The organism is Corynebacterium mustelae, assembly GCF_001020985.1.
Classification (GTDB): Bacteria; Actinomycetota; Actinomycetes; order Mycobacteriales; family Mycobacteriaceae; genus Corynebacterium; species Corynebacterium mustelae.
Map to the genome: position 1 here is coordinate 3321959 of NZ_CP011542.1, position 21998 is coordinate 3343956.

Annotated in this window: 19 protein-coding genes; 10 read left to right on the forward strand and 9 right to left on the reverse strand. The window is 51.3% G+C overall.

Going from position 1 to position 21998, the window contains the following annotated elements; all coding sequences use genetic code 11:
• Positions 1–348: 348 nt before the first annotated feature.
• Both CMUST_RS14925 and CMUST_RS14930 read left to right on the forward strand, forming a co-directional pair.
• Positions 349–1155 carry an Fpg/Nei family DNA glycosylase gene (locus CMUST_RS14925; protein ID WP_047263719.1) on the forward strand — a complete coding sequence of 269 codons (807 nt, stop codon included), beginning with the start codon at positions 349–351 and terminating at the stop codon, positions 1153–1155.
• Between the two features lie 19 nt (positions 1156–1174).
• Complete coding sequence (locus CMUST_RS14930; RefSeq protein ID WP_047263174.1) at positions 1175–2698, forward strand: NAD(P)H-hydrate epimerase; 1524 nt, start codon at positions 1175–1177, stop codon at positions 2696–2698.
• Between the two features lie 543 nt (positions 2699–3241).
• Here CMUST_RS14930 and CMUST_RS14935 read toward each other — a convergent pair.
• The 3 genes from CMUST_RS14935 to CMUST_RS14945 form a co-directional block, all read right to left on the reverse strand.
• On the reverse strand, positions 3242–3832 hold the full coding sequence (locus CMUST_RS14935) for a VanZ family protein (protein WP_047263175.1): 591 nt from the start codon (positions 3830–3832) through the stop codon (positions 3242–3244).
• Positions 3833–4018: 186 nt separating this feature from the next.
• The gene (gene leuS / locus CMUST_RS14940) at positions 4019–6871 is read right to left on the reverse strand and encodes a leucine--tRNA ligase (RefSeq protein WP_047263176.1); all 2853 of its coding nucleotides are present in this window, start codon (positions 6869–6871) and stop codon (positions 4019–4021) included.
• 64 nt (positions 6872–6935) lie between these two features.
• Entirely contained in the window at positions 6936–7745 is an 810-nt protein-coding gene (locus tag CMUST_RS14945) for a hypothetical protein (RefSeq protein WP_047263177.1), read from the reverse strand.
• A gap of 391 nt (positions 7746–8136) precedes the next feature.
• Between CMUST_RS14945 and CMUST_RS14950 the strand changes: the two genes are divergently transcribed.
• A complete protein-coding gene (locus CMUST_RS14950) occupies positions 8137–8586 on the forward strand; it encodes a hypothetical protein (RefSeq protein WP_047263178.1) in 450 nt (149 codons plus the stop codon).
• Here the strand turns inward: CMUST_RS14950 and CMUST_RS14955 are convergent.
• Positions 8583–9302, reverse strand: coding sequence for an ABC transporter ATP-binding protein (locus tag CMUST_RS14955; RefSeq protein WP_083987640.1), 720 nt, complete (start codon positions 9300–9302; stop codon positions 8583–8585). The genes CMUST_RS14950 and CMUST_RS14955 overlap by 4 nt on opposite strands.
• Before the next feature lie 124 nt (positions 9303–9426).
• Positions 9427–10530, reverse strand: a complete 1104-nt coding sequence (locus tag CMUST_RS14960; RefSeq protein WP_047263179.1) for an ABC transporter permease — start codon at positions 10528–10530, stop codon at positions 9427–9429.
• Between the two features lie 232 nt (positions 10531–10762).
• On the opposite strand from CMUST_RS14960, the gene CMUST_RS14965 reads away from it, so the two are divergent.
• The 6 genes from CMUST_RS14965 to CMUST_RS14985 all read left to right on the forward strand — a co-directional run bounded on the left by CMUST_RS14965 (position 10763) and on the right by CMUST_RS14985 (position 16511).
• Positions 10763–12055, forward strand: coding sequence for a sensor histidine kinase (locus tag CMUST_RS14965; protein ID WP_052844864.1), 1293 nt, complete (start codon positions 10763–10765; stop codon positions 12053–12055).
• Positions 12056–12679, forward strand: coding sequence for a response regulator transcription factor (locus tag CMUST_RS14970; protein ID WP_047263180.1), 624 nt, complete (start codon positions 12056–12058; stop codon positions 12677–12679).
• A gap of 465 nt (positions 12680–13144) precedes the next feature.
• Positions 13145–13435, forward strand: coding sequence for a lactococcin 972 family bacteriocin (locus CMUST_RS17255; RefSeq protein WP_083987644.1), 291 nt, complete (start codon positions 13145–13147; stop codon positions 13433–13435).
• A 41-nt stretch (positions 13436–13476) separates the two neighbouring features.
• Complete coding sequence (locus CMUST_RS14975; RefSeq protein WP_047263181.1) at positions 13477–15543, forward strand: hypothetical protein; 2067 nt, start codon at positions 13477–13479, stop codon at positions 15541–15543.
• Between the two features lie 3 nt (positions 15544–15546).
• Positions 15547–16194 (forward strand): ABC transporter ATP-binding protein, encoded by a 648-nt coding sequence (locus tag CMUST_RS14980; RefSeq protein WP_047263182.1) that lies wholly within the window; start codon positions 15547–15549, stop codon positions 16192–16194.
• A complete protein-coding gene (locus tag CMUST_RS14985) occupies positions 16191–16511 on the forward strand; it encodes a lactococcin 972 family bacteriocin (RefSeq protein ID WP_052844821.1) in 321 nt (106 codons plus the stop codon). The genes CMUST_RS14980 and CMUST_RS14985 overlap by 4 nt, the downstream gene beginning before the upstream one ends.
• 96 nt (positions 16512–16607) lie before the next feature.
• On the opposite strand, the gene CMUST_RS14990 is transcribed toward CMUST_RS14985, so the two are convergent.
• From CMUST_RS14990 to CMUST_RS15000, 3 genes are all read right to left on the reverse strand, one after another.
• Positions 16608–17420 (reverse strand): DUF4253 domain-containing protein, encoded by an 813-nt coding sequence (locus tag CMUST_RS14990; RefSeq protein WP_047263183.1) that lies wholly within the window; start codon positions 17418–17420, stop codon positions 16608–16610.
• A 76-nt stretch (positions 17421–17496) separates the two neighbouring features.
• Positions 17497–18525, reverse strand: a complete 1029-nt coding sequence (locus CMUST_RS14995) for a hypothetical protein (protein WP_047263184.1) — start codon at positions 18523–18525, stop codon at positions 17497–17499.
• An 89-nt stretch (positions 18526–18614) separates the two neighbouring features.
• On the reverse strand, positions 18615–19844 hold the full coding sequence (locus CMUST_RS15000; RefSeq protein ID WP_047263185.1) for a Fic family protein: 1230 nt from the start codon (positions 19842–19844) through the stop codon (positions 18615–18617).
• A gap of 219 nt (positions 19845–20063) precedes the next feature.
• On the opposite strand from CMUST_RS15000, the gene CMUST_RS15005 reads away from it, so the two are divergent.
• The gene (locus tag CMUST_RS15005) at positions 20064–20705 is read left to right on the forward strand and encodes a DsbA family oxidoreductase (protein WP_047263186.1); all 642 of its coding nucleotides are present in this window, start codon (positions 20064–20066) and stop codon (positions 20703–20705) included.
• 17 nt (positions 20706–20722) lie between these two features.
• On the opposite strand, the gene CMUST_RS15010 is transcribed toward CMUST_RS15005, so the two are convergent.
• The gene (locus CMUST_RS15010) at positions 20723–21952 is read right to left on the reverse strand and encodes an ATP-binding protein (protein WP_047263187.1); all 1230 of its coding nucleotides are present in this window, start codon (positions 21950–21952) and stop codon (positions 20723–20725) included.
• Positions 21953–21998 lie beyond the last annotated feature (46 nt).

Genomic DNA, 21998 nt, shown 5'->3' on the forward strand with positions numbered 1-21998 from the left:
CCGCTCTGGGTAGCCAAAAGATACTTTAGTGCCGGTCATATCCCGATTCTGCGGCCACTAGACATTCTAAAGCCTTAGGCGACGACCGTACAGTGATTTTTCCCATGTTCTACAACTAGTATGCAGAAATCATGATTTTAAATCCGTTGTAATGCCAAAAAATTCAATCGGTAAACTTACTAAAGGAGAAATTTGTTTAAAATACTTATAAATTCGTCTTTTTAATCGATCGGTTAATTAAGTTGTAATAGTTTTATTCACGTTTTGGGAGCGCACATCTCTTTAAAAACTGGCTCCGCAATTCCTGCCGTTCCCACAAAGCCAATCAACCCGCTACACTTAACCACCATGCCCGAAGGCCATGTCATTCACCGTCTTGCTCGCGATCTCAACACAGCGTTTTCACATACGATTCCTGCTGTTAGTTCGCCTCAAGGGCGGTTTGCTACCGAAGCTGCACGTCTCGACGGCAGCGCTTATGACACCGCGACTGCTGTAGGCAAGCACTTATTTGTCGCCTTCAAAAACTCCTCACCTTTTCATATCGTCCATATTCACCTTGGGCTTATTGGAAGCTTTCGCTTCGGCAGTCCTGACGATGTCACAGGGATAATCCGGCTACGGATAGCCACCGACACCATTGCGGCTGATCTACGGGGGCCACAGTGGTGTCGACTAATAACGGAGGAAGAACAGCAAGCAGCCGTCGCAAAGCTGGGGGCTGATCCACTACGAGCAGACGCGGATCCCACCGCTGTGTTTGAGCGGATAGGACGGTCATCGAAAAGCATAGCTGCGCTACTAATGGACCAATCTCTTTTCCCAGGTGTTGGCAATATTTATCGTGCGGAAACCCTATTCCGATTAGGCATTAATCCTTCGCTTCCGGGCCGTGATTGCACACAGCTGCCGGAAATCTGGGCGGATTTAGTTGAACTCATGGCCGATGGGGTAGACACCGGCCGTATTGATACCGTGCGACCCGAACACACTCCGGAGGCGATGGGGCGGCCGCCTCGTAAAGATGACCACGGTGGAGAGGTATATGTCTACCGTCGGGCGGGACAACCGTGTTACGTTTGCGGGACCCCTATAGCGGCCACCGAGCTAGCTGGTCGGAATCTTTTTTGGTGCCCTAACTGTCAGAAAGGGTAATCGCAGTAGGCTAGAAAGTATGCCTTCTCTGCTTCATACTGCCTATTCCGTTTCCGCCATTCGTACCGCCGAACAACCAATTGTCGCCGCCGCTGAACGTATTAAACCAGATGGACTCATGCAGCAAGCAGCACGCGCAGTCGCCGATGTTGCACTTAGCCTTTTATCCGGGGTCAACACACCTCGAGTGCTAGTTCTAGCCGGTTCTGGTGGCAACGGCGGTGACGGATTGTATGCAGGCGCATTTCTCGCCGAAGCTGGCATTGCGGTCGAAGCGATAGCTACTAGCGCATCCGGGACCACCTTACCGCGCGCCACCGAAGCTTTCACAAAAGCTGGGGGAGTGCTTGTCGACGCTCCCACTGCACCGGCGCAGTTAGTCATCGATGCTATCGCGGGGCTTGGGCTTTCTGCTGGTCTCGCGCCCGAGTTAGCGGAGACAGTGTCTCATATGGTCTCACGAGGAGCGAAGGTGCTCGCAGTTGATGTCCCAAGCGGCATTTCTCCTGATACGGGTGACCCGCTTGGGCCACACATTACAGCCGATGTGACTGTTACTTTCGGGGCACTGCGGTTTGCCCACACAGTTTCAGCAAGTTGCGGTGATGTGGTTGTGGCTGATATCGGAATCGCTGAATCATTGCACACAATGAATGGGCCTCGAGTGTATGCATACCGCGCAGTACCAGCAGATCATTCATGGCCCGATACGGTCACCCCGCTTCCAGCTATTCCCGCGATTAATTCGATGGAACCGCGACCAACGGATCATAAATACAGTGGGGGAGTGGTGGGCCTGTTAGCAGGCAGTGAGCTTTACCCTGGTGCGGGCGTCCTATGTGTTGCAGGTGCAGTGCGCGCAACCCCAGCCATGGTTCGCTACGTTGGTGCAGCACGTGAATTTGTATTGCATGCAATTCCTGAAGTGATCGCCAGCAGTCTCGCCACCGCCGGCAAAGTCCAGGCATGGGTAGCAGGACCTGGTGGGGCAACGGAGTCTGAATTACTTGATCTGATTCGCCGTCCGATTCCGCTGCTTATCGACGCCGATGGTATTCGTCTATTAGCAAAAAGCACTCACCTTATCGATGCCCTTCGCCAACGGGAACACCCAACAGTCCTTACTCCGCACGACGGAGAGTTTGCCACCTTAGTTGCCGCAATTGGTATCCCAGAAGCGGCAACCGCAAATCGCCTAGCTGCATGCCATGAGGCGGCTCAGGCACTGGGAGCGATCATTGTGCTCAAGGGACGCCGCACCCTAATTGCCCCACCACACGGGCCGATAACCAGCATTGATGCTGGACATTCATGGTCAGCAACTCCTGGTAGTGGTGACGTCCTGGCTGGCGTAATGGGCGCATGGATTGCCCGATACGCCGCTCAAGACAAGCCATTGGCGGAAGCAATTGCCATCGCGGTTCATCTATGCGCCGATGCCGCCTGGCTGTCTGCCCAAACCAACTTCGGTGCAGCCCCAACATCAGCTTCCCGGATCGCTGATGCTATCCCGGCAGCCACCGCCCGGCTAAGCAATAAGTAGCCGTCGCCATTTAATGCCTCGTTTCCCATCGCATTTTATCATGCCCTGCTAATGAATTTAGATAGACAAATGCGTCTAGCGCGTGATCCTATCAGGTCAGAATTAAAGAATGCGAGACTTAAAAAAGAGCAGGTATTAAAAATCGTGTAATAGAAAAACGTTTTGCAAAAAGAGAAAAGATTGTGACAAAAATTGTTGACCAAAAACCGGGAACCGAAATTCTAGCATGCACAATCACTGGCATCACATAAGCCACAGAAATCCCAACGGACTGCTTATATTTACCGCAATTTCTTAATTCGCCAAAAATTTTATCAGCTATTTTTCGACGCTATTGGCACACAATCCAGACAAGCGGGATCGTCACCCCAACAATGTCAAATTCTTAAATTCATTCATGGAAACTTTTTTATAGATAATATTCAAAAAAGATGAAGATTTATGGCATTTTGATTATGAAACTAGCTACAGATTTACAACTTCCAATAACTGAATTTTATATCAGATTTATTCTATGGTTTTCACGTCGGTCGTAATTCTTTTTTATCGCCATGGGATACCCGCCCACCGCATGACGCTAGCTATCCGCGGCGCGTCGCCAAGTTCTTCGCCGTAAGAAACAATAACTCCAAAAACTACAGCGGCCGCTAATGCAATCCAACACCATAAACGATAGCGCTGCGGACCAGCCGCTACCGCCAAGCCAACACCAATAATGGTTCCAAGAGTATTGCACCATAAGTCGTCTATGTCCGAACGGCCAAGGGCAAAAACATATTGGGCGGTTTCTATAATCAAGCTAAACCCAGCGCCAACTACGATGCTCACCAGGGCCAGCCGCGCCCGTGACCAGGTAGAAAGTCGATTACTTTGGTGTAAAACGACGAAAACCAATAAGCCAAACGGGATGAATAACAAGATATTTCCGACGGTTTCGAACACCGGGGCAAACCAATTCTTTGAATTGAGGATCATATCAAACGGTTGCCATTCAATTTTCCGCACCCGCTGCCGCTCGGGTAACCACAGGTAACCTATTCGGTAAAACGCCTTTAGCATGGTCAACGCGAGAATGACCAGTGTGGTAACGCCTAACGCAGTTAATGTCAACGTCTTATCTTTAAGAAAATTCATGCCCAGAGTTTACAGCCGGATTCCATATCTATCAGCATCCCTGCGCACAGCGTTTCCAAGGCTCCCCGAAACCCCAAACGATCATTATCCACCGTAATTCCGACTGATTGCAAGCACCCCGTGGAACTGGGTCGACACGGGGTGCTTGGTGTGTAACAACTTAGGCGGGTACGGCTGGGCTGTTGGTTATTTCACTACCAAATTCACCATACGCCCAGGTACAACAATGTGCTTAACAACGGTCTTGCCATTTGTGTGCACCTGAATTGTTTCGTTTGCCAGCGCAGCAGCAACAATCTCATCTTCACTGGCGGAAGTGGCAACCATGATTCGACCCCGGACTTTACCGTTGATCTGAACAGGCAATTCGATTTCATCATCAACAAGCCATTTTTCATCAAAAGTAGGGAAGGGTTCGAAAGTAATGGTTTCCGTATTCCCAAGCCGCTGCCATAGTTCTTCAGCGATGTGAGGCGCAACTGGGGCAATCATTTGCACCAATGGGCTAACCGCATCTTGCGGGGCCCCGGCAGGGAATTGTTTGGTTAGGTAATTGACGTATTCAATCCCTTTGGCAACCACTGTGTTGAGGCGTAAATTAGCATAATCGTCCCGAATACCAGCGATAGCCCGGTGTAGTGCTTTGTTGGTGGCGTCGTCAAGCGGAGCATCAGTAACCGCCAACTCGCCAGTGTCCTCGGTAACAACCAGACGCCACAATCGCTGTAAGAAGCGCTGCGCGCCCACAACATCCTTGGTCGCCCACGGCCGAGAAGTATCCAATGGCCCCATCGCCATTTCGTAGACACGCAAGGTATCAGCACCAAAACCATCGCAAATTTCGTCCGGCGACACGGAATTCTTCAGCGATTTACCCATCTTGCCGTATTCTTGGGTAACTTCTTCACCGTTGTAGTAGAACTTTCCGTCTTTTTCTTCCACCTCAGCAGCGGGAACGTAGACACCACGCGAATCAGTATAAGCAAATGCCTGAATATAACCCTGGTTATACAACCGCCGATAAGGCTCACGGGAAGAGACAAAACCCAGATCAAACAGTACCTTGTGCCAGAACCGGGAATACAGGAGGTGTAAAACGGCATGCTCCACGCCACCCACATACAGATCGACACCGCCACTGTCACCGTCGAATTGCGGGCCGGTCCAGTATTTTTCGTTTTCCGGATCGCAGAATTTTTCTGAATTCAACGGATCGATGTAACGCAGCTGGTACCAGGAGGAACCCGCCCACTGCGGCATGACATTGGTGTCGCGCCGATATTTTTGCGCCCCATTACCCAAATCGAGTTCTACTTCCACCCAATCAGTGGCTTTTGCTAGCGGCGGTTGCGGTTCGGAATCTTTGTCTTCCGGGTCAAAGGCCACCGGCTTGTAGTCTTCAACCTCTGGCAACACTACTGGCAGCATGGATTCTGGTAGAGCGTGCGCGACACCATCGGAGTCGTAAACTACTGGGAATGGTTCACCCCAATACCGTTGCCGGGCAAAAAGCCAGTCGCGCAATTTGTATTGGATTTTCTCGGCACCAAGGCCACGGGTGACTAACCAATCAATAGTGGCATTCACTGCGGTCGGAGTATCCATACCGTTTAGGTCCAACCCATCATCATTGGCCGAGTTAATATGCGGCGCATCACCAATGAATGGTTCATTGGTGACATCGCTTTCCAAAACCTGCAGGATTGGCAGGCCAAAGATAGTTGCAAATTCAAAATCGCGACTGTCGTGGGCAGGAACTGCCATAATGGCACCGGTGCCGTAGCCGGTCAAGACATAATCGGCGATGAATACCGGAATTTCTGCGCCATTAACTGGATTGACGGCGTATGCCCCGAGGAAAACACCAGTTTTATCCTTATTTTCCTGCCGCTCAACGTCGCTCTTTGCCGCAATAGCTGCACGATAGGCCGCAACTGCTTCGGCAGGAGTTGCGCAATTATAGGTCCAAGAGGGGTTTATGCCTTCATAGTTTCCGGTTCCACCCGCGACAAGGGCGTCGACAAGCTCGTGTTCAGGTGCAAGAACCATATAGCTAGCACCGAACAAGGTGTCCGGACGGGTGGTAAATACCGTCAGTTTTTGCCCTTGACATAAGAAGTCAACCTCAGCGCCGCGGGATCGACCGATCCAATTGCGCTGCATATTCTTCACTTTGTCCGGCCAATCCAGCAGCTCTAAATCGTCGATAAGCCGATCGCCGTACGCGGTAATCCGCATCATCCACTGGCTCAGTTTCTTACGGAATACTGGGAAGTTTCCGCGTTCTGATTTTCCATCTGCGGTTACTTCTTCGTTTGCCAAAACCGTACCCAAGCCTGGGCACCAATTCACCATGGAATGGGATTGATAAACCAGGCGGTAGTGATCAATCACCTTCGCCTGTTGCACGCGGTCCAAAGCTGCAAAGTCTGATGTTCCAAACTCTTCTACTAAATCCTCTGGAATGTTCCGAGCTCCGGATTCCAGCAGTGGTTTGAGTTCGTCAATCCGCCGTGCTTTTTGGGATTCTTCATCGAACCACGCATTGAAAATTTGCAGGAAGATCCACTGCGTCCACCGGTAAAATTCCTCATCGGTTGTCGCGATGGCACGTCTTTTATCGTGTCCCAACCCAAGCCGATTTAATTGCCGCTCCATGTTATCAATGGATTCTTGCGTTTTTACCGCTGGATGGGTGCCGGTCTGAATGGCGTATTGTTCGGCTGGTAGGCCGAATGCGTCATAGCCTAAGGTGTGCAGAACATTCTTGCCCAACATTCGATTAAAGCGGGCATAGACATCCGTAGCGATATATCCAAGCGGGTGACCAACATGCAGCCCTGCACCAGACGGGAACGGGAACATATCCTGCACAAAGAGCTTTTCGTTAGGTACGTCATTTCCGTCGGCTAGGGTCCCTACCGGGTTTGGCGCCTGGAAGGTGCCATTTTCCCGCCAGAAGGTTTGCCATTTTTCCTCGATAGACCCGGCCAGTTCCGGAGTATATCGATGTATTGGTGTCTCGCTCGGATTCGTCATGGATAAACAGTGTAGTACGCGAGACTTGCGCCTGGGTATTTGGTTGCAACCGTGGTCGAGCCGCTTAGAAGATTAGTGAGAATTGTTCGCCAATTTTAGTTGTTTCCGCAATGCACGCGCTTATCAGTCGCCTACTGATATGGGGTTTACGTCCCGGTTTATCCAGTACTGTTTCCTCGATTTCGCAATCTAGCTTCAGCGGTTGTGGGGAACTACCAAGCATTCCGGCGACTGTCTTTAACAATTCGTCATCGGCGTAGACGGCGTAGGATGTGTTTTCAATAAGTAGAAACACGGTGTCCGATGAGTCTTTAAAACCGTCGAAAATGTACGTTCCATTTATAACGTTGACGTATTTTTTCTCCGTCTTGAATTCTGTGACCAAGTTCTGGGCATGGTCGGGATTACCGGTATAGTTTTTAGTTTCTTGCGCTTGCTGTCGAATCTCCACTTCGAAAGTATTGCGCTTTTTACTCAAGATTCGCGCCGCGTGTGCCAGAGGCTGCTGGGCAGCATGCGGCAGGTCGGTCAAGTTTTGACCCGGATCAAATAGCGTGTCCAATACAGTACAGAGCGCTTGATCATCAATGTCTCGAACAGCGAAATCCATTTCGATGTCGGTTGGACGTTTGGGCCTAGGGGCAGCAGCTAAGCGAAAACCTTGTTCAACCGGGCTTAGGATGAGTGGACGTCCGCAGGAACCAGTGGCCCCGGCGGCTGCGGCAGAAGCTTTTGCGGTGGCGGAAGCCGCGTTGGAGATATTGGCAACTAGTGCTGCAAATTCACGCGCATTGAGGGGTTTTCCGCTTGTGGCTTTAAAAACGGCTTCAGCTCGCTCCGGATCACGAGGGGCTGGATTGTTAGCGGTTTCCATCACGTAACCTAGCGTCCTTTCACATCGTACCTTTGATGCCTAGAAAGTCTAATGCACGCGTGCCTTAGGACGTATCCGGCAGACATCAGGTACGGTTTAATACATCCCATAATAGATATAACTTATAAGACGTGAAAGGCGGCCAAATGAAAGTATCACACTTGATTTGGGAAAATTTCCTGTCAAATTTAATCACATATGCAAGAAATGCCTATTATTGACTTAACAACAAGTAAGTTTTCCACAATATTAATTGCACAAATAACAAAGGTTGTTTTAAGGTTTTAGGGTGTGTAATTAAAATTTCCGCTTTATAACCAACTAGGCGTGTGGTTTTCACTCGTTTCCGATAACCGAAGTCCACACTACTTGCCGCCAGAAAGGTGACGATATGTTACTGCATACGCACAACGACACCGCTATAGCCGGTGGTGGCCCAGTGAAGACTCGATCCTTCACCGCAACCATCCGGTCACTTTTTCGGAGCTTTAAAACTGGAGAATTTACCGAGGCGGACCAGGCAGAACACATCGAATCATTCCACGGACTTTTTGAAAACGATCGGTTCTGGGTGCTGCGACACTTGCCAGAGGACACCGACACCTGGCTTGAAGAAGCCATAGCCCGCGAGATCCTCAACGGTGGACACCCCGGCCGGTTAGAAGGCGAGGTAGCCGAAATGGCGGATCGTTGTTTCCGCGCAATCGGCAATGGTGGTACGGCAGCGCGCGCATCCATGATTCGGTTGTGGGATAACGACAGTCGACTTGATTTTTATCGCAAGGAAATCACCGAATACCGCCCCCGCATCGCGGAGATTTCCAAAACTGAACCCATTTAATTCTGTATCGATAATGTACCGTCAAGCATCTTCGCAACGGTATCGGCCACCGCTAATTGGCTGCGGTCATGGGTAATCAATAGGGTCGCAAGCTGGAATTCGTCGGTCACGGTGCGCAGCAACTCTACAATTTCCTGCGATAACCTGTGGTCAAGCGCCGACGTAGGCTCGTCGGCAAGCAAAACCGCAGGCGAACCCATCAATGCCCGCGCGATATTCACCCGTTGTCGCTGACCGCCGGACAGTTTTGTTGCCTTACGATCCCCGTAGCCAGGCAACCCAACCGCCGCTAACAATTCATCAGCGCGGGCTTTCCGCTTCTTAAGTTCTCGGCCCCGCAACCCACGAATATGATCGGTAACCAATAACTGCTCCCTCACCGTCAGCGAGGCTAACATATTAGGGGATTGGAATACGATTCCAATTTTCTCACGGCGTAATCGCGCCAATGAATCGTCACCATATGCGGTTATATCCTGGCCTTGAAGCAGCACCGTACCTGATGTTGGGCGCAACAACGTAGCCGCCACCGATAAAAACGTGGATTTTCCGGAACCAGATTCGCCCACCAACGCGGTTAGCGTTCCTGGCTGCAAAGCCAAACTAACGTGATTTAATGCCGTAACTTGTTGGTCGCCATCAGGAAAGACCATGCTGACATCGCGCAGTTCCATAGCCGCCGCTGTGGCGTCATATAAAGCCGTAGACGCGACCATGTGCCGTGGCTGGGGATGAGTTGAGTGTGTAATGGTAGTCAATTTCTTTCTCCTGAAATAACTGGCACGAGATAAAAGCGCCATCGGGATGTAACAGATTAAGGGGATACAAGGGGTAGTGAGGTTATTGCGTTGCGTTCAATGCTTCCAGCGGATCAACTTTCGTCACCGTTCGCACCGCCACCAAAGACCCCACAATGCCCAAGACACAAACCCCCACAGCGGGCAACACCACGGTTGCGGTATCAAACGCAACGGGCACGGTACCGGTTCCGCTGATAACCGAGCCTAGGGCCCAAGCCAAACCAGCGCCGATGCTGGCACCGAGCAAAAGGATAATGGCGGATTGCGTTAACGCGTCTATCAATACATAGCGTTTCGACGCCCCCATCGCCCGTAAAATTGCGATATCGCGGGACCGCTGCAAGGTCCACACACTTAAAAACGCGATCGTAACCAGCGCAGAAATGCCGTATAAGAATCCTTGCATCGCCTGCAACGACCCTTGTTCGCTACTGTAGGCGGCCAATCCCTTAAAAGAATCTGGAAGATCTGTGACAATAGCGTTCGTTTGTCGTGTCGCTTGCGCAATATCCTCCCCACCCCAGATGCCGGCATCAGCGCGCACAAGCAATACTGTGCCAACCGCATCTGTATGGCTGATCTCCTGCCAGGTTGTGGTGTCTACCCACACAACGGGGGAGTGGGCATAGTAATTATCAGAAGCATTGTCTGAATCCGCGAGTACCGCACTCACAGAAACTTCTTGACCACCAATGGTGATCTCATCGCCGACACCTACCGCCAAATCCTCGGCCAGTGAGACCGGAAGCGCAGCACCGTAAGAAATCACACCCCCTGGGATCACCGCATTTTCTGGCAAGCCAAGAACGGCGGCGGGATGTGCCGCGGAGCCTGATTCAATGCGGCTTTGCATCGCACCCAAGGGTTGTACTTGGGTGATGCCTTCTACATCCCGCCACGTATTCCACGCAGTCAACGAAACGGAGGAGTTACTGAATGAGACCTCTGGTTCAGCAACCTCAGTTGGTGCCATAAACACCACCCGATCTGGCGCCAGCGACTCCAATGCTCCGGTGTTCTGCCGACCAAGCCCATTAGTAAGGCCGGTAAGCATGACAATAAGCAATGTAATAAGAACGGTTACGCTACCAATGAGCGCAAACCTTCCACCAGCGCCACGAATCTCTCTTACACTTAGAAACACAGTGAACTTTCCTTAACTTTTTCGTTTTCATCAACTACCCTCCAGCTAACCCGTAACCTGCGACGATTCCATCACCTAGCGACTTGAAAGTTCCGTCAACCACTCGGTTGACAGGCACTCAATACCTGTCTGTACCCGCCTACACCCATCTGTAGAACGAATGCGCTTACTCACCAACCCACGCCACTTACCCACCTCGCCAAACCAACACGAAGCGATTAGCGTAAGTGATGTGACCTCACGTCGATTCGATTCCCACACCGGATTATCAACACCGGAACAATCCGACTCACCGCTGCGCAGGATCTTGGTGCTCCTTCGGGTAGGCCTACACGTGTCCTTCGCGTTTTTCCTCTGCCTTGGTGCCATCCAAACCCCCGCCGACAGAAAACAACCACTCTCTGCCCACTACACCCTCATCATGTTGGGGCTGGTCGGTGTGTTAGCCGCCGTCTATCTCGTGGGTACAACATGGGAGAAACGCGCAGTTGCCAATAATGGCAATCCTGCCTTTCGGGCCCAATCCACACTTGCATCGTGCTGGCTGATCCTGGTGACAGCGTTATGGGTAGCGTTGGTCGCAGTATCACCTTCGTTTGTATGGCTGCTATTTCCGCTGGCATTTATTTATCTACACGTCATTCCGCTGCCCATTAATCTCCTAGCCGTCGCGCTGGGCTGGGCTTTTGCCGCCTTTATCCCCATGTACATGGCACCGGAAACATGGACTCCCTCAGCCGCGGTGGGACCAGGTATCGGCTCCATCTTCGCCACCGTCGTGTACTTCACCTACCAAGCACTAGGCCGCGAAATTGACCGCCAAACGCAACTATCCCAACAACTCATCGCCGCCCAGCAGGAACTCGCCGAAAAAGAACACCAAGCAGGTCGACTGGAGGAACGGGAGCGGCTGAGTAGAGAAATCCACGACACCGTCGCCCAAGGATTAAGCTCAATCCTGTTGCTTTCGCGGGCCGCCCAGAATGAGCTCATGCACGGCGACACCGACACCGCCCGCGAACAATTGCACACAATACATGAGCAGGCTGGGGCGTCGTTAAGCGAAGCACGCCGCTTCGTCCGCGACCTCGCCTCTCCAGATCTCAGCGACCCACTACCACAGGCATTGCAACGCGTTGTGGCACGCGCTAGCACCCGCGACACCGCACTAGGCATCGACCGGGATTACAGCCTGGAAGTGCTCGGTGACGAAACCCACCCAGTACCCGAACCCGTTTCCCGCGCAGTCATCCGCGTCGTTCAAGAAGCAATAAACAATATCCACAAACATTCAACCGCAACCAAAGCGGTGATTACAGTAGGAATCTGGGAAGAAGAAATAAGCATCGACGTCATGGACAACGGCCACATCGATCACAGCCCAACCCCAGGCTTCGGCATCACCGGTCTGAAAAAACGCATAGCTGACTTGGGTGGTAATTTGACGGTAGAGTTTGGGCTAAACGACGGTGAAGCTGTGGCGCTGACGTGCCGCATCCCGCTAACAAGTAGGAGAGACGACTAAATGACTCCCATTCGCGTCATGCTTATCGACGACCACCCCGTCGTCCGCGCCGGGTTGCGCGCAATCTTAAATAGTTTTCCCGACATCACCGTTGCTGCCGAGGCATCCAGTGGTAAGGACATCACCGCCGCCTCGCTTGTCGACGCCGCCATTGATGTCGTCGTCACCGATATTCAAATGCCCGACATTGACGGCATCACCCTGACAAAAATTCTCGCCCAGGATAAAACCGCACCCCCGGTGCTCATTCTCACCACCTACGACACCGAAGCGGACATCGTCGCCGCAGTGGAAGCAGGGGCAATGGGGTACTTGCTCAAAGATGCCCCTGAGAACGTCTTACATGACGCCGTCATCGCCACAGCCAACCGGGAACGCACCCTTGCACCTGGCGTGGCTACCGCATTAATGAACCGGATCTCCAAACCCCGAGAAGCGCTTTCAGCGCGGGAAATCGAAATCCTCCAGGAATTGGAATCGGGGGCAAGCAATCGACAACTAGCCGCCAAGTTGTTCATTTCTGAGGCAACAGTCAAAACCCACCTGGTGCACATCTACTCAAAACTCGGGGTGGATAACCGCACTGCCGCCATCACTGCCGCACGGCAACAACGGCTGATTTAACTTTTCAGTTTTCTCGCTAAAAAATGCCTGTGGAATTCTGACCTGTGTTTTTCTTAGAACTAGTGGGCATTGCAACGCGAAGCGCGTGGATAATCCATCAGCATAATTTTTGCTAAAGAAAACATATGTTTAGAAGGCTTTCCGCGCGCTATGGCGGTCCCATCTCAAAAGCTTAGATTTTAAAATGAGACCACTATACTTTTCGGGCCCACCCGTCTGTATTTGACGCCCATGCGTGAGGGGAGGGGGCCGGGGTACATGAAGCGGTTCTGACGCCGAAAATGCTGAAGAAAAACGCATATATAGAAAACTATTGACCTGCTTAAGCTCCTAGGTATAGTATGCGCTACAAGCACTTAGCTTGAAATGCTAAAGGTCAGACAGGTTAATTGGTCTTACCATCTTAGGCAGGGTTGAGTGCGAGCCCCTTGTCAGATATGCATAAGGTAAAGAAGTTTGAATATTATGCGTATTAAAACGAAAAAGCCAGCAGGCACTAGCTTAACAACCCCCTTGCTCACCGAAATAGGTGTAGCTTCAGCGGAGCCTCGCGATGGCGGCTGGTGGGATCACGGAAACTCCGGTGGACGAGTGTGGTCAAACTACTGGCATCCAGACTGGAATCACGGTGCATCGGTTTCGGGTCATACCTCGGTCGACTCTGGTTGTGTTTCGCCTAACCAATGGGCACATGCGCAAACGAGATCTAAGTGGCTTCCATGGAGTATAGATGGCTCTTATTATAGGTTCTGCTAGATTGGTCCATGCCCGTCATGCAGACTTTTAGGGTATCCGCTATGGATACGACCTCCGATAAGACTCGTCGTTCGGGATCCAATTCTGGGACCGCGCTTATCCGCTGTGCTTTGGTTATGGCTGTGCTGGTGGGCGCGGTTCTCAGCTACTGGTCTAGCGCTACACTTGAGCAGGTCATGATGCCTGGCACTAATGCTGCTATTCGGGTGCAAACTTTTGCTAAAGATGGCAGTGATCCAGCGGTCATTGTGACTGATTTGAATGATCTCGCGCGTTCTTCGGGTGGAACGATCTATGTTAATATTCCGCACCCTGAAGGCAAGACCGTTTATGCTGCGGGAACACGGACGGATGATTGGATTGCACACGGCTACACCGGTATCTTTGGCTCTCCGTCGATTACGGTCGCGGAGTTATCACAGCTACCTCATGGTGATTACCGGCAAATTCTAGAACTTACTGGTGGTCGGGATTTCTATGGCGAGGTTTCTGCGTATCTTACCGAACATGGAGCCCAACATGAGTTCATGGTTTTCCAACCGTGGACGTTGTTTACAGGAGCCGCTGCGTTAGGTGATTTAACCAAGCTATTGGTGGGGTTTTGTGTGGCGTTGTGTGTGATTGGTGTGATGTTGAATTCTCACGCAGATGCTGTGCGCAGGCTGCATGGGTATGGCATCTGGAAAAGCGCAATACACGAGTTAAAACGTGCCGCTGGTTGGGCAGCACCTATTATGGTGGCGCTGGTGGTTGTGGGGACCGTTGTCTTGGGGTTGTCGACCAATGTATATTCAGCAATTCAGTTGGCGATATTTAACGCATTGCTTATTGGTGGGTCATTGGCGGTGTGCGTTGGTTCCATTGTTTTATCGTTAGTTGGGTTGCGTCAATTATCGATTGTGTCGTTACTAGCAGGGAAACTACCGGGGAAAACGGTGCTCGCTGGGGTGTATGCCATTCGTGTCGGTGCTGGCGTTATGGCGTTGGTGATGCTGATTGCAGCAGTAAATCACAGTACTGAATGGTTGAGACAACACAGCGAAGTGCAACGGTGGGCAAACGCAGGCGAAGCATACGCGCTGGAATTAAGTGGTGCGCGAAGTGCGGATGATCTTTTAGCGTCTGGTCGAGACATGGCGACAAAGCTGCGGGAGATTTCTACCGAACACCGCCTGTTATACGCGCAATATAACTATCGAGGTTCCATGCCGACAAGTGGCTTGGATCGTGATGTGATGGTGTATAACGAAACAGCAGCACGTCAATCACTATCGGGTCCGTTGCGAGACGCATTTATAAACGCCCCACATGATGGCCAACTGCTATGGCTGCAGCCGGATAATCTGCCAAAAGAAACGAATATTGCAATGTTGCAGCAATTGTCTAATGAGAGCATACAGGTTGACGGGGAATGGGAGACGGTGATTTATCCGGCAGGAAGTTCTCAGGCTTTCACCTGGGAGACTAGCTTTGATGAATGGATTAATCCTGCTGAAACTCCTGACCCGATTGTTGCGGTTTTCCCCGACGACAACATTCCTGTTAATGATCGTAATTTGACAGCGGCGTTGACGCAATCTGATGTGATGCTTACTGATTATGCTGATTATCAACGCCTTCAATCGGATGAGCAGGTGGGGAGTTTTATTCGCTCGGCTGATAATGTTGCCAGCAAGTGGGCGTCGAATCATCAACAAATGAGCCGGAACACGTGGGTGTATCTGGGTGGATTTGTTGCGGGAGTGTTATTGAGTTTTATTGCCGCGCTAGCATTGTTGTACAGCTGTTTGCGGGTGTTGCATCAGCGTTTGCGTGCTTCCTATATACATGGGGTGTGGCCACGGGGGATCATGTGGGGGATTGCCGGTGCGGAAATCATGACGCTGATTGTTTATCTCGCATTCTTGTGGAATAGGGGTGCTCTTGTACGTGGATGGACCAATGGCCCAATGGCTGGTGCGGCCGAACCTTCGCTCATGGCGTTATTCAGTGTCCCAACTGCTGCTTGGTGGTTTGCTGTTGTCTTATCAATTGTTCTTTCGTTGCCGGTCACCGCGCTGTGGTTGCGTCGCTACAGTATCAACCAACTAATCCACACAAGAAAGTAGAACATGGTGGAAAGAATCAAAGCAGTGGGTGTGACCAAGCAGGTGGGGCCAAAGTCTCATGCACGCACCTTGTGGAAAGATCTTGATCTTGAGGTGAATTCTGGTGAAATGGTGTGCATCACCGGCGCGTCGGGGAGCGGGAAAAGTACCCTATTGAATTGCTTGGGATTATTGGACACAGTGGAGGCTGGCACAATTTCGTTGAATGGTACCAATGTTACGGGCGCGTCGGAACGCGCGCGCATGCGCATGCGACGGGAGAACATTGGGTATCTGTTTCAAGACTACGCGCTGATTGATAACGACACAGTCGAGCAAAATGTGAAGATCGCGCGGACTACTAAAAACAAAAATGCGTTAAGTGTTGAGGATGCGTTGGAAGCTGTTGGTTTGGGAGGCCGCGGTTCCGAGCAAGTTTTCCAGTTCAGTGGTGGTGAGCAGCAGCGCGTGGCGATGGCCCGGTTATTGGTGCGAAAACCCAGCATTGTATTGGCGGATGAACCAACAGCGTCGTTGGATCGTAGGAATGCAGCCATAATTTTAGGGCATTTACGTAACCTGGCGCACGAGGGCGCAGCGGTAGTGGTGGTGAGCCATGACCCGTGGGTTATTGAACAATGCAGTAGAACGAAGGAGTTGAAAACAGCATGAAAGCCAAGAAAATCGCAGCGGTTGTAGTCGCGATGGTCGTCATTATCGGCGGTGGTGGCTACGCATCGGCGGAACGAAAGAACATAGGTTCACACACCATTACCCCACCTGAAGGTGGCGAGTGGGATTATGGCGCTTCAGGTGGTCGAACATGGTCAAACTTCCTGCATGATAAGCCACATGCCACGAGTGTTCACGGTCATGAATTTCACGACAGTGGTTGCGTTAAGGGTGGGCAGTGGGCGAGAGCGCAAGCCTCTCAACGGTGGATGCCATTCGTGAGAGACGAACAATCACGACGCCTATGCGAGGACTAATTGTGCGCAACTAAACACCACGCCGAACCTCGCCCCATGAGACGCAGGGGTGAGGTGATGCAGGTGGCGTCGACAAGCGAAAACAGCGTTCGCGGTTTACCAGAAAAACTCCCACACACCTTCGTACTGCACTTGCTCAAAGTAGAAGTCGAACCCTGTGGTGTTTCCGTCAGCGGTGGAGCCAAAAACGAATTGTTCCATCGCCATGTAAACGTCGTCTACATCGCTGTCGATCGGCGGATTCTGTAACTCCAGCCCTTCTGGCGACAGATGGGTGACTGCGGCCCCAAAACGTTGTTCCCAACTGGCCAACACCGCAGTAAATTCTGCTGGTGTAAGCGCCGGAACGTTTGTTGGTCGCCACTGTAAGGTCATGGGAACCTCGGCGGGACGGGCCACCTGAACTACCAGGAAATCTTCACCTGTGTAAAACTCCCCGCGTTCGGAAAAATTCGTTGTGAATTCATGGTTGGTAGCGAAGAAATTGCGGTAGTCCAGCTCCGTGTCTAACGTGTATTCCGCCAACCCGGCAACCTTGAACGCACCATCGGCAAACCGTGCCGTGAAAAGCTCACCCACCTCAATCGATTGATAATCGCTAACCGGGGGCGTAACTGTGGCAGGTGCGAAATCTCTCACACTAATTGGCCACCAACCATCCCGGTGGAAATTGCCAATCAAGTCAATCGCAAAGCGGGAGAACTCCCCATTACTCGCCTCAGCGACCGTGGCGGGCACCCGTAGCGCAATGGGATTTCCGGTCTCGGAACTGGCAACCGGAATGTAGCCGAAGCCATTGGCGTCTAGCACTGGCATTAATTCGGTTATGGGACGCGGTGCTAGGCATTCAAGCACCACCCCTTCAGCCTCCGCCAACTTCCGACGAGAAAATAACTTCCATAATGACATGGCACCACATACCTTCAGCCGAGTTCCCAATTCAACCAGTCTCAATGCTAAAGCATGCTGCCATGCCAATAGTGCATTAGCGGAACACCACCGTCCCGATAGTCACCCCACCAGCGGTAATCTGTTGCTCACCCGTCACCCCGGCGACCTGCCCGATCTCCCGGCGCGCCATGCTGTCGATGCCGACGTTATGCGCGGTGGATACTTCCGCCGTCACCGCCCATTTTCCATCGCCACGTGGTTCCAGCCACGGGTTAGCTATCGCCACTTCCACGGCATTGTATTTCGCCGTTGCGGTCACAGTGCCCCGATAACGCATAATACCGTCGCCCGCATCATCGGCCTTGCTGAAGGTCACGCGATTGCCGGTTTTCGCCGCACCACGGGTCGGGTTGATGCCGCCTTTCATAGCGCCGGTGATGGCGCTAAGCCTAGTGGCGTCGAAATCCAAGTCGGGGCTTGCCGGTTTGGGGGTATTAGGACCTGGTTCCGCGCTATAGGGGATAGGGATATAAATTTCCTCAGCCTGGTTGATAGAACCAGCCGCGGCATACACGTAGATTCCCCAGTTATTTCCCGGCGTGTGTTCTGGCGGATCAACCACGACGCGAGCGGTGAAACTTCCGTCGGCGTTCATCGGCTGTGCAACTCGGGCAATCGAGCGCCGGAAATCTACCGGCGCGGTGGGGATCGCTTCGAGGGTGCCCGCTGGCATCACCCAGGCCATGCGATCGTGTGGGTGTTTTCGGTTAGCTTCCGGGGCGCCTTCACTCGGTTTCCAGTGATCCGGCAAGCCGGTGTACATGACAAACACGCCATTTGGCACCCCAGGTGGTACTGGTATAGCGAAACCGCCGCGGTTTGCCCCTGGGTCGAACCCGGTGCCATGCACCAAGAGCGTGTCGCCGCGGTGAACTGGGCCGGTGACCGGGTTACCGGCCGCATCGGTCACAGTGACCTTGGGATGTGCTTGAACCGAGGATTTCGGTAGTGCTGGGTGATTATCGGGAATGGTAGGTATCGCCACCGCCGCCGTACCAAACGACGCGCTCAGTACAGCTGTTGCAGCGGCAATTGACAGGAGGAAGGCACGCGAAAACTTCATACTTTTAGGGTAGCCTTTACTCACCGTTGCCGATATGGGGTGCGGCACGTTTCACAACTTCGCTTGTCGACGCCCCATCGCCGAAGTGGTTACACCAGTCCTAGATATTTCCGCCCATGATCCGACAATTTAAACCGCTTCGGCTTCGTCGCAGTCGCTTCCACCACACCTTCTTGTTCCAACTCTTGTAGGTAACGGCGGGTTTGTTGCTCGCTTTTTTTAATCATCTCCGCAAGGTCTTTAAGGATCACGCCTCCTGCCGAACCGAATATCGATTCTTGCCCAAGAATAAACAATATATCGATAGTGTGCTTACGCATTTTGCTGGAATTATCTTGCTCAAGCTCCCGCAGCTTGTCTTCCAGCTGATCCATGCGTTCTTTATAATCGCGTAGTTGTTGGGTCACTTTGCGCTGGGCAGCCTCGATGAGTTCAAGCAGGTCAAGAACAAATGGCGTAACCTCGCCGTAGTTAAGCGACTCTTCAACTTCCATAAACGCTTTGTAATATTTGTTTTTCTGCTTATTAATAACCTGCGATAGCGATAACGCAGTGGGAATAGACAGCAGGTGCGTAAGGCTGAGCCCGAACATGAACCTACCGACCCGGCCATTGCCTTCATAAAACGGATGGATATACTCGAACATGAAATGTGAAACGATCGCCGCAATTAATTGAGGCACCTTTTGATCCGCCATAACGGTGAACATGACGTTCACTGCGTCGATGATTGTCGATTCTGGGGTTAAGCCACTGTGAACTTTCTCGTTGCTTCCATCGAAAATGTGGACCGGTTCATTCCGAAAAAGCTCGCCATCGAGCTGATCTTCGTCAGCTATTTCCCCGGCCAACAGGTCGTCGTAAAGCGCACGTAGCTCTGTTGCCGTTTCTGGCAGACGTAGTTTGCCATCGGCAATCCCCAGATATAGCCGCGCCATTTCCAAAAACCGTCGGTTCTTGGGTGATGTGCTGCCCTTGATCGCAGCGATCGCCTCGCCAATCTCCTGCCTGGTTGAACGTACTCCCTCAATATCGTTTGTGGCAACGATTTCGTCCATGATGAGGTTCTCCGCCCACGACCGCTGTGCGACCCGTGGCAGCCCACCCCATAGGGCAAAATTCTCTAATTCGTGGTGCACGATGCGCTCGATGCTGCGCGTCATGGTCGGTGTGACTAGACAGAACAACTGGTGCTCTCCGACTGTAAAATCCCAGTTGAGTGCGGATTCGGAATGAAACCGCGCGCGGTAAAGCGCCAGGGCCGTGTCCTTATCGGACGCGTGAAACTGCTGTTTAAGCGTACGATACTTTTTCGCCACAGCTCCTGCCTAACCTAAGTCATCAGAATCGGCATTTTTGATAATCTTTCTCCCCAAACCCTAACAAAGATTATCAAAAATGGCGGTTTTGACAATCTTTGGGTGCGAAGCGAGCCCTAAATTACCAGAATCGGGGTTTTTGATAAGTTTTAAGGTTTCAGTCGGTGCTTTGCTTCTGCTGGGCGGAATCTTTTCTTGTAGTTATTCGTTGGTGGTTACATGAACATTGATATTTGGTCTGATTACGTATGCCCATTTTGCTGGGTAGGGAAGCGAAATTTGGAAATCGCATTGCGTGAATTTGAACATGCTGATGCGGTGACCATTACCTGGCACCCATTTGAGTTGGACCCACACGCGCCGACCGAGGTAACCGGCACGTTGGTGGAGAAAATAGCACAAAAATACAACCTATCACTTGAGCAATCCTTGGCCACCCAAAAAGGACTGCAAGCGAAAGCCAAGGCAGTTGGATTGGATTTTAATTACGAAGAAGCCAAGGCCACCAATACGTTCGATGCACACCGGCTTAGTTTCTTGGCCAGTAAGTTTTCGCTTGCCGACGTCTTCGACGACGCAGCGAAAAAGGCATACTTCACAGATGGGAAATCGCTTGCCCATCACGACACTTTGGTCGAACTTGCCACAAGTGTTGGATTACCTAAAGAAGAAGTCCTAAACGTACTAGCCTCGGATGCATATTCCGATGAGGTTCGACAATCGGAAGAGACCGCCCACAGGTTAGGAGTGACCGGCGTTCCGTTTTACGTGTTTAACAATACAATCGCGGTTAGCGGCGCCCAGCCACCCGGGGTGTTTGTAGAAGCATTGCGGCAGGCTTGGGCGGCTGGGGAACCTTAATCTCACCACTAATTCAACTATTCTTTATCATCGTTACGCTTTTTTCGAGTCTGCTTTTCTGGAACAATGAGTTTGGGTTCTACTCGTTTCATAAATTGCGCAAAATGGGGAACAGTAAATGCTGTAACCCCATAGGACGGTGTATATAACAGTCCCATATCAATAAGCTGTTTGCGTACTGATGCCACGTTGATTACTTCCCGTCCCATTACATGCGCAACGGCAGCAGAGGATTGCGGTTCAGACCCCAATTCGGCCATCGCCCGCAAATAGGCTCGCTGAAGCACGGTGCATCGATCAAGCCTGACACGAAAAAATGAAGAATCTAGTTTATTTTCATACCTATCACAAGCATTATCCACATCTTCACTTGTTATCGGTGACTGTTCCGCTTGCAGCCATATTGCTGAACCGATTTCTTGAAGAAAATAGGGATACCCTTCCGTAATACTGATTGCCTTGTCCAAAGCATTATCGTCAATCTCCACATCTTCTTCACGTGCTGGATCGACAAGCGCTTTTTTAGAATCTTGCTCTTTAAGCGAACCTATTTCTATAAAAACAAATAAACGCTCCGCATAAGATTTTGCGTCACCTAACAGTTCAGCAATCTGCGGCAATCCGGCACCAACCATCGTGACAGGCAACTTTCGTTGAACCGTCTTGTGCAACGCCGTAATTAGTGCTTCTAATTGTGCCCTAGTCAAAAATTGAATCTCGTCAATAAGTAAGACCACACCCCGTTCTTTTTCTTTCGCAGCTTCACCTACTGCAATCAAAACCTCAGTTAGGTCTTGGCTCATAATGTTGGTGTCCGCACGACCTTCAAGGGGTTCTACATCCAGCCCTAGCGATAATGAACCTTCTGGGTTTACTGTGACACTAAATGAACTTAAGATCGCCGCTAGGCGTTTCACTTTTCCCGACCATTTCGACTTTGGCGAAAGCTCAAATAGACACTCTCTTATTTTATATAGGAAAGTAGTTTTAAACGCTTGATCGTCATGTTTAACCGCCTCAATTTCCAATACAACCCAGTCTTTTTTGAGGGCGCGGTCTCTGAACTCGCTGAGCAAAACAGTCTTGCCGACTCCTCGCAAGCCAGTGATAATCATTGATTGAGCAGTTCTGCCCTTTTCGAGACGCCCAAGCAATAGGTCGAATTTTTCTACTTGTTCATCACGCCCAACAACTACCGGAGGTTGCGCGCCAGCGTTAGGCGTATAGGGGTTATTCAAAGCATCCATAGTGCAAGTTTAGCAAGTTTAGTGAAGTTTAGTTGAAATAACTAAA

Bases quoted from the DNA above. Each gene is read 5' to 3' on its own strand.
- CMUST_RS14925 (WP_047263719.1), top strand. From the start codon at position 349: ATGCCCGAAGGCCATGTCATTCACCGTCTTGCTCGCGATCTCAACACA.
- CMUST_RS14930 (WP_047263174.1), top strand. From the start codon at position 1,175: ATGCCTTCTCTGCTTCATACTGCCTATTCCGTTTCCGCCATTCGTACC.
- CMUST_RS14935 (WP_047263175.1), bottom strand. From the start codon at position 3,832: ATGAATTTTCTTAAAGATAAGACGTTGACATTAACTGCGTTAGGCGTT.
- leuS (WP_047263176.1), bottom strand. From the start codon at position 6,871: ATGACGAATCCGAGCGAGACACCAATACATCGATATACTCCGGAACTG.
- CMUST_RS14945 (WP_047263177.1), bottom strand. From the start codon at position 7,745: ATGGAAACCGCTAACAATCCAGCCCCTCGTGATCCGGAGCGAGCTGAA.
- CMUST_RS14950 (WP_047263178.1), top strand. From the start codon at position 8,137: ATGTTACTGCATACGCACAACGACACCGCTATAGCCGGTGGTGGCCCA.
- CMUST_RS14955 (WP_083987640.1), bottom strand. From the start codon at position 9,302: ATGGTCGCGTCTACGGCTTTATATGACGCCACAGCGGCGGCTATGGAA.
- CMUST_RS14970 (WP_047263180.1), top strand. From the start codon at position 12,056: ATGACTCCCATTCGCGTCATGCTTATCGACGACCACCCCGTCGTCCGC.
- CMUST_RS17255 (WP_083987644.1), top strand. From the start codon at position 13,145: ATGCGTATTAAAACGAAAAAGCCAGCAGGCACTAGCTTAACAACCCCC.
- CMUST_RS14975 (WP_047263181.1), top strand. From the start codon at position 13,477: ATGGATACGACCTCCGATAAGACTCGTCGTTCGGGATCCAATTCTGGG.
- CMUST_RS14980 (WP_047263182.1), top strand. From the start codon at position 15,547: ATGGTGGAAAGAATCAAAGCAGTGGGTGTGACCAAGCAGGTGGGGCCA.
- CMUST_RS14985 (WP_052844821.1), top strand. From the start codon at position 16,191: ATGAAAGCCAAGAAAATCGCAGCGGTTGTAGTCGCGATGGTCGTCATT.
- CMUST_RS14990 (WP_047263183.1), bottom strand. From the start codon at position 17,420: ATGTCATTATGGAAGTTATTTTCTCGTCGGAAGTTGGCGGAGGCTGAA.
- CMUST_RS14995 (WP_047263184.1), bottom strand. From the start codon at position 18,525: ATGAAGTTTTCGCGTGCCTTCCTCCTGTCAATTGCCGCTGCAACAGCT.
- CMUST_RS15005 (WP_047263186.1), top strand. From the start codon at position 20,064: ATGAACATTGATATTTGGTCTGATTACGTATGCCCATTTTGCTGGGTA.
- CMUST_RS15010 (WP_047263187.1), bottom strand. From the start codon at position 21,952: ATGGATGCTTTGAATAACCCCTATACGCCTAACGCTGGCGCGCAACCT.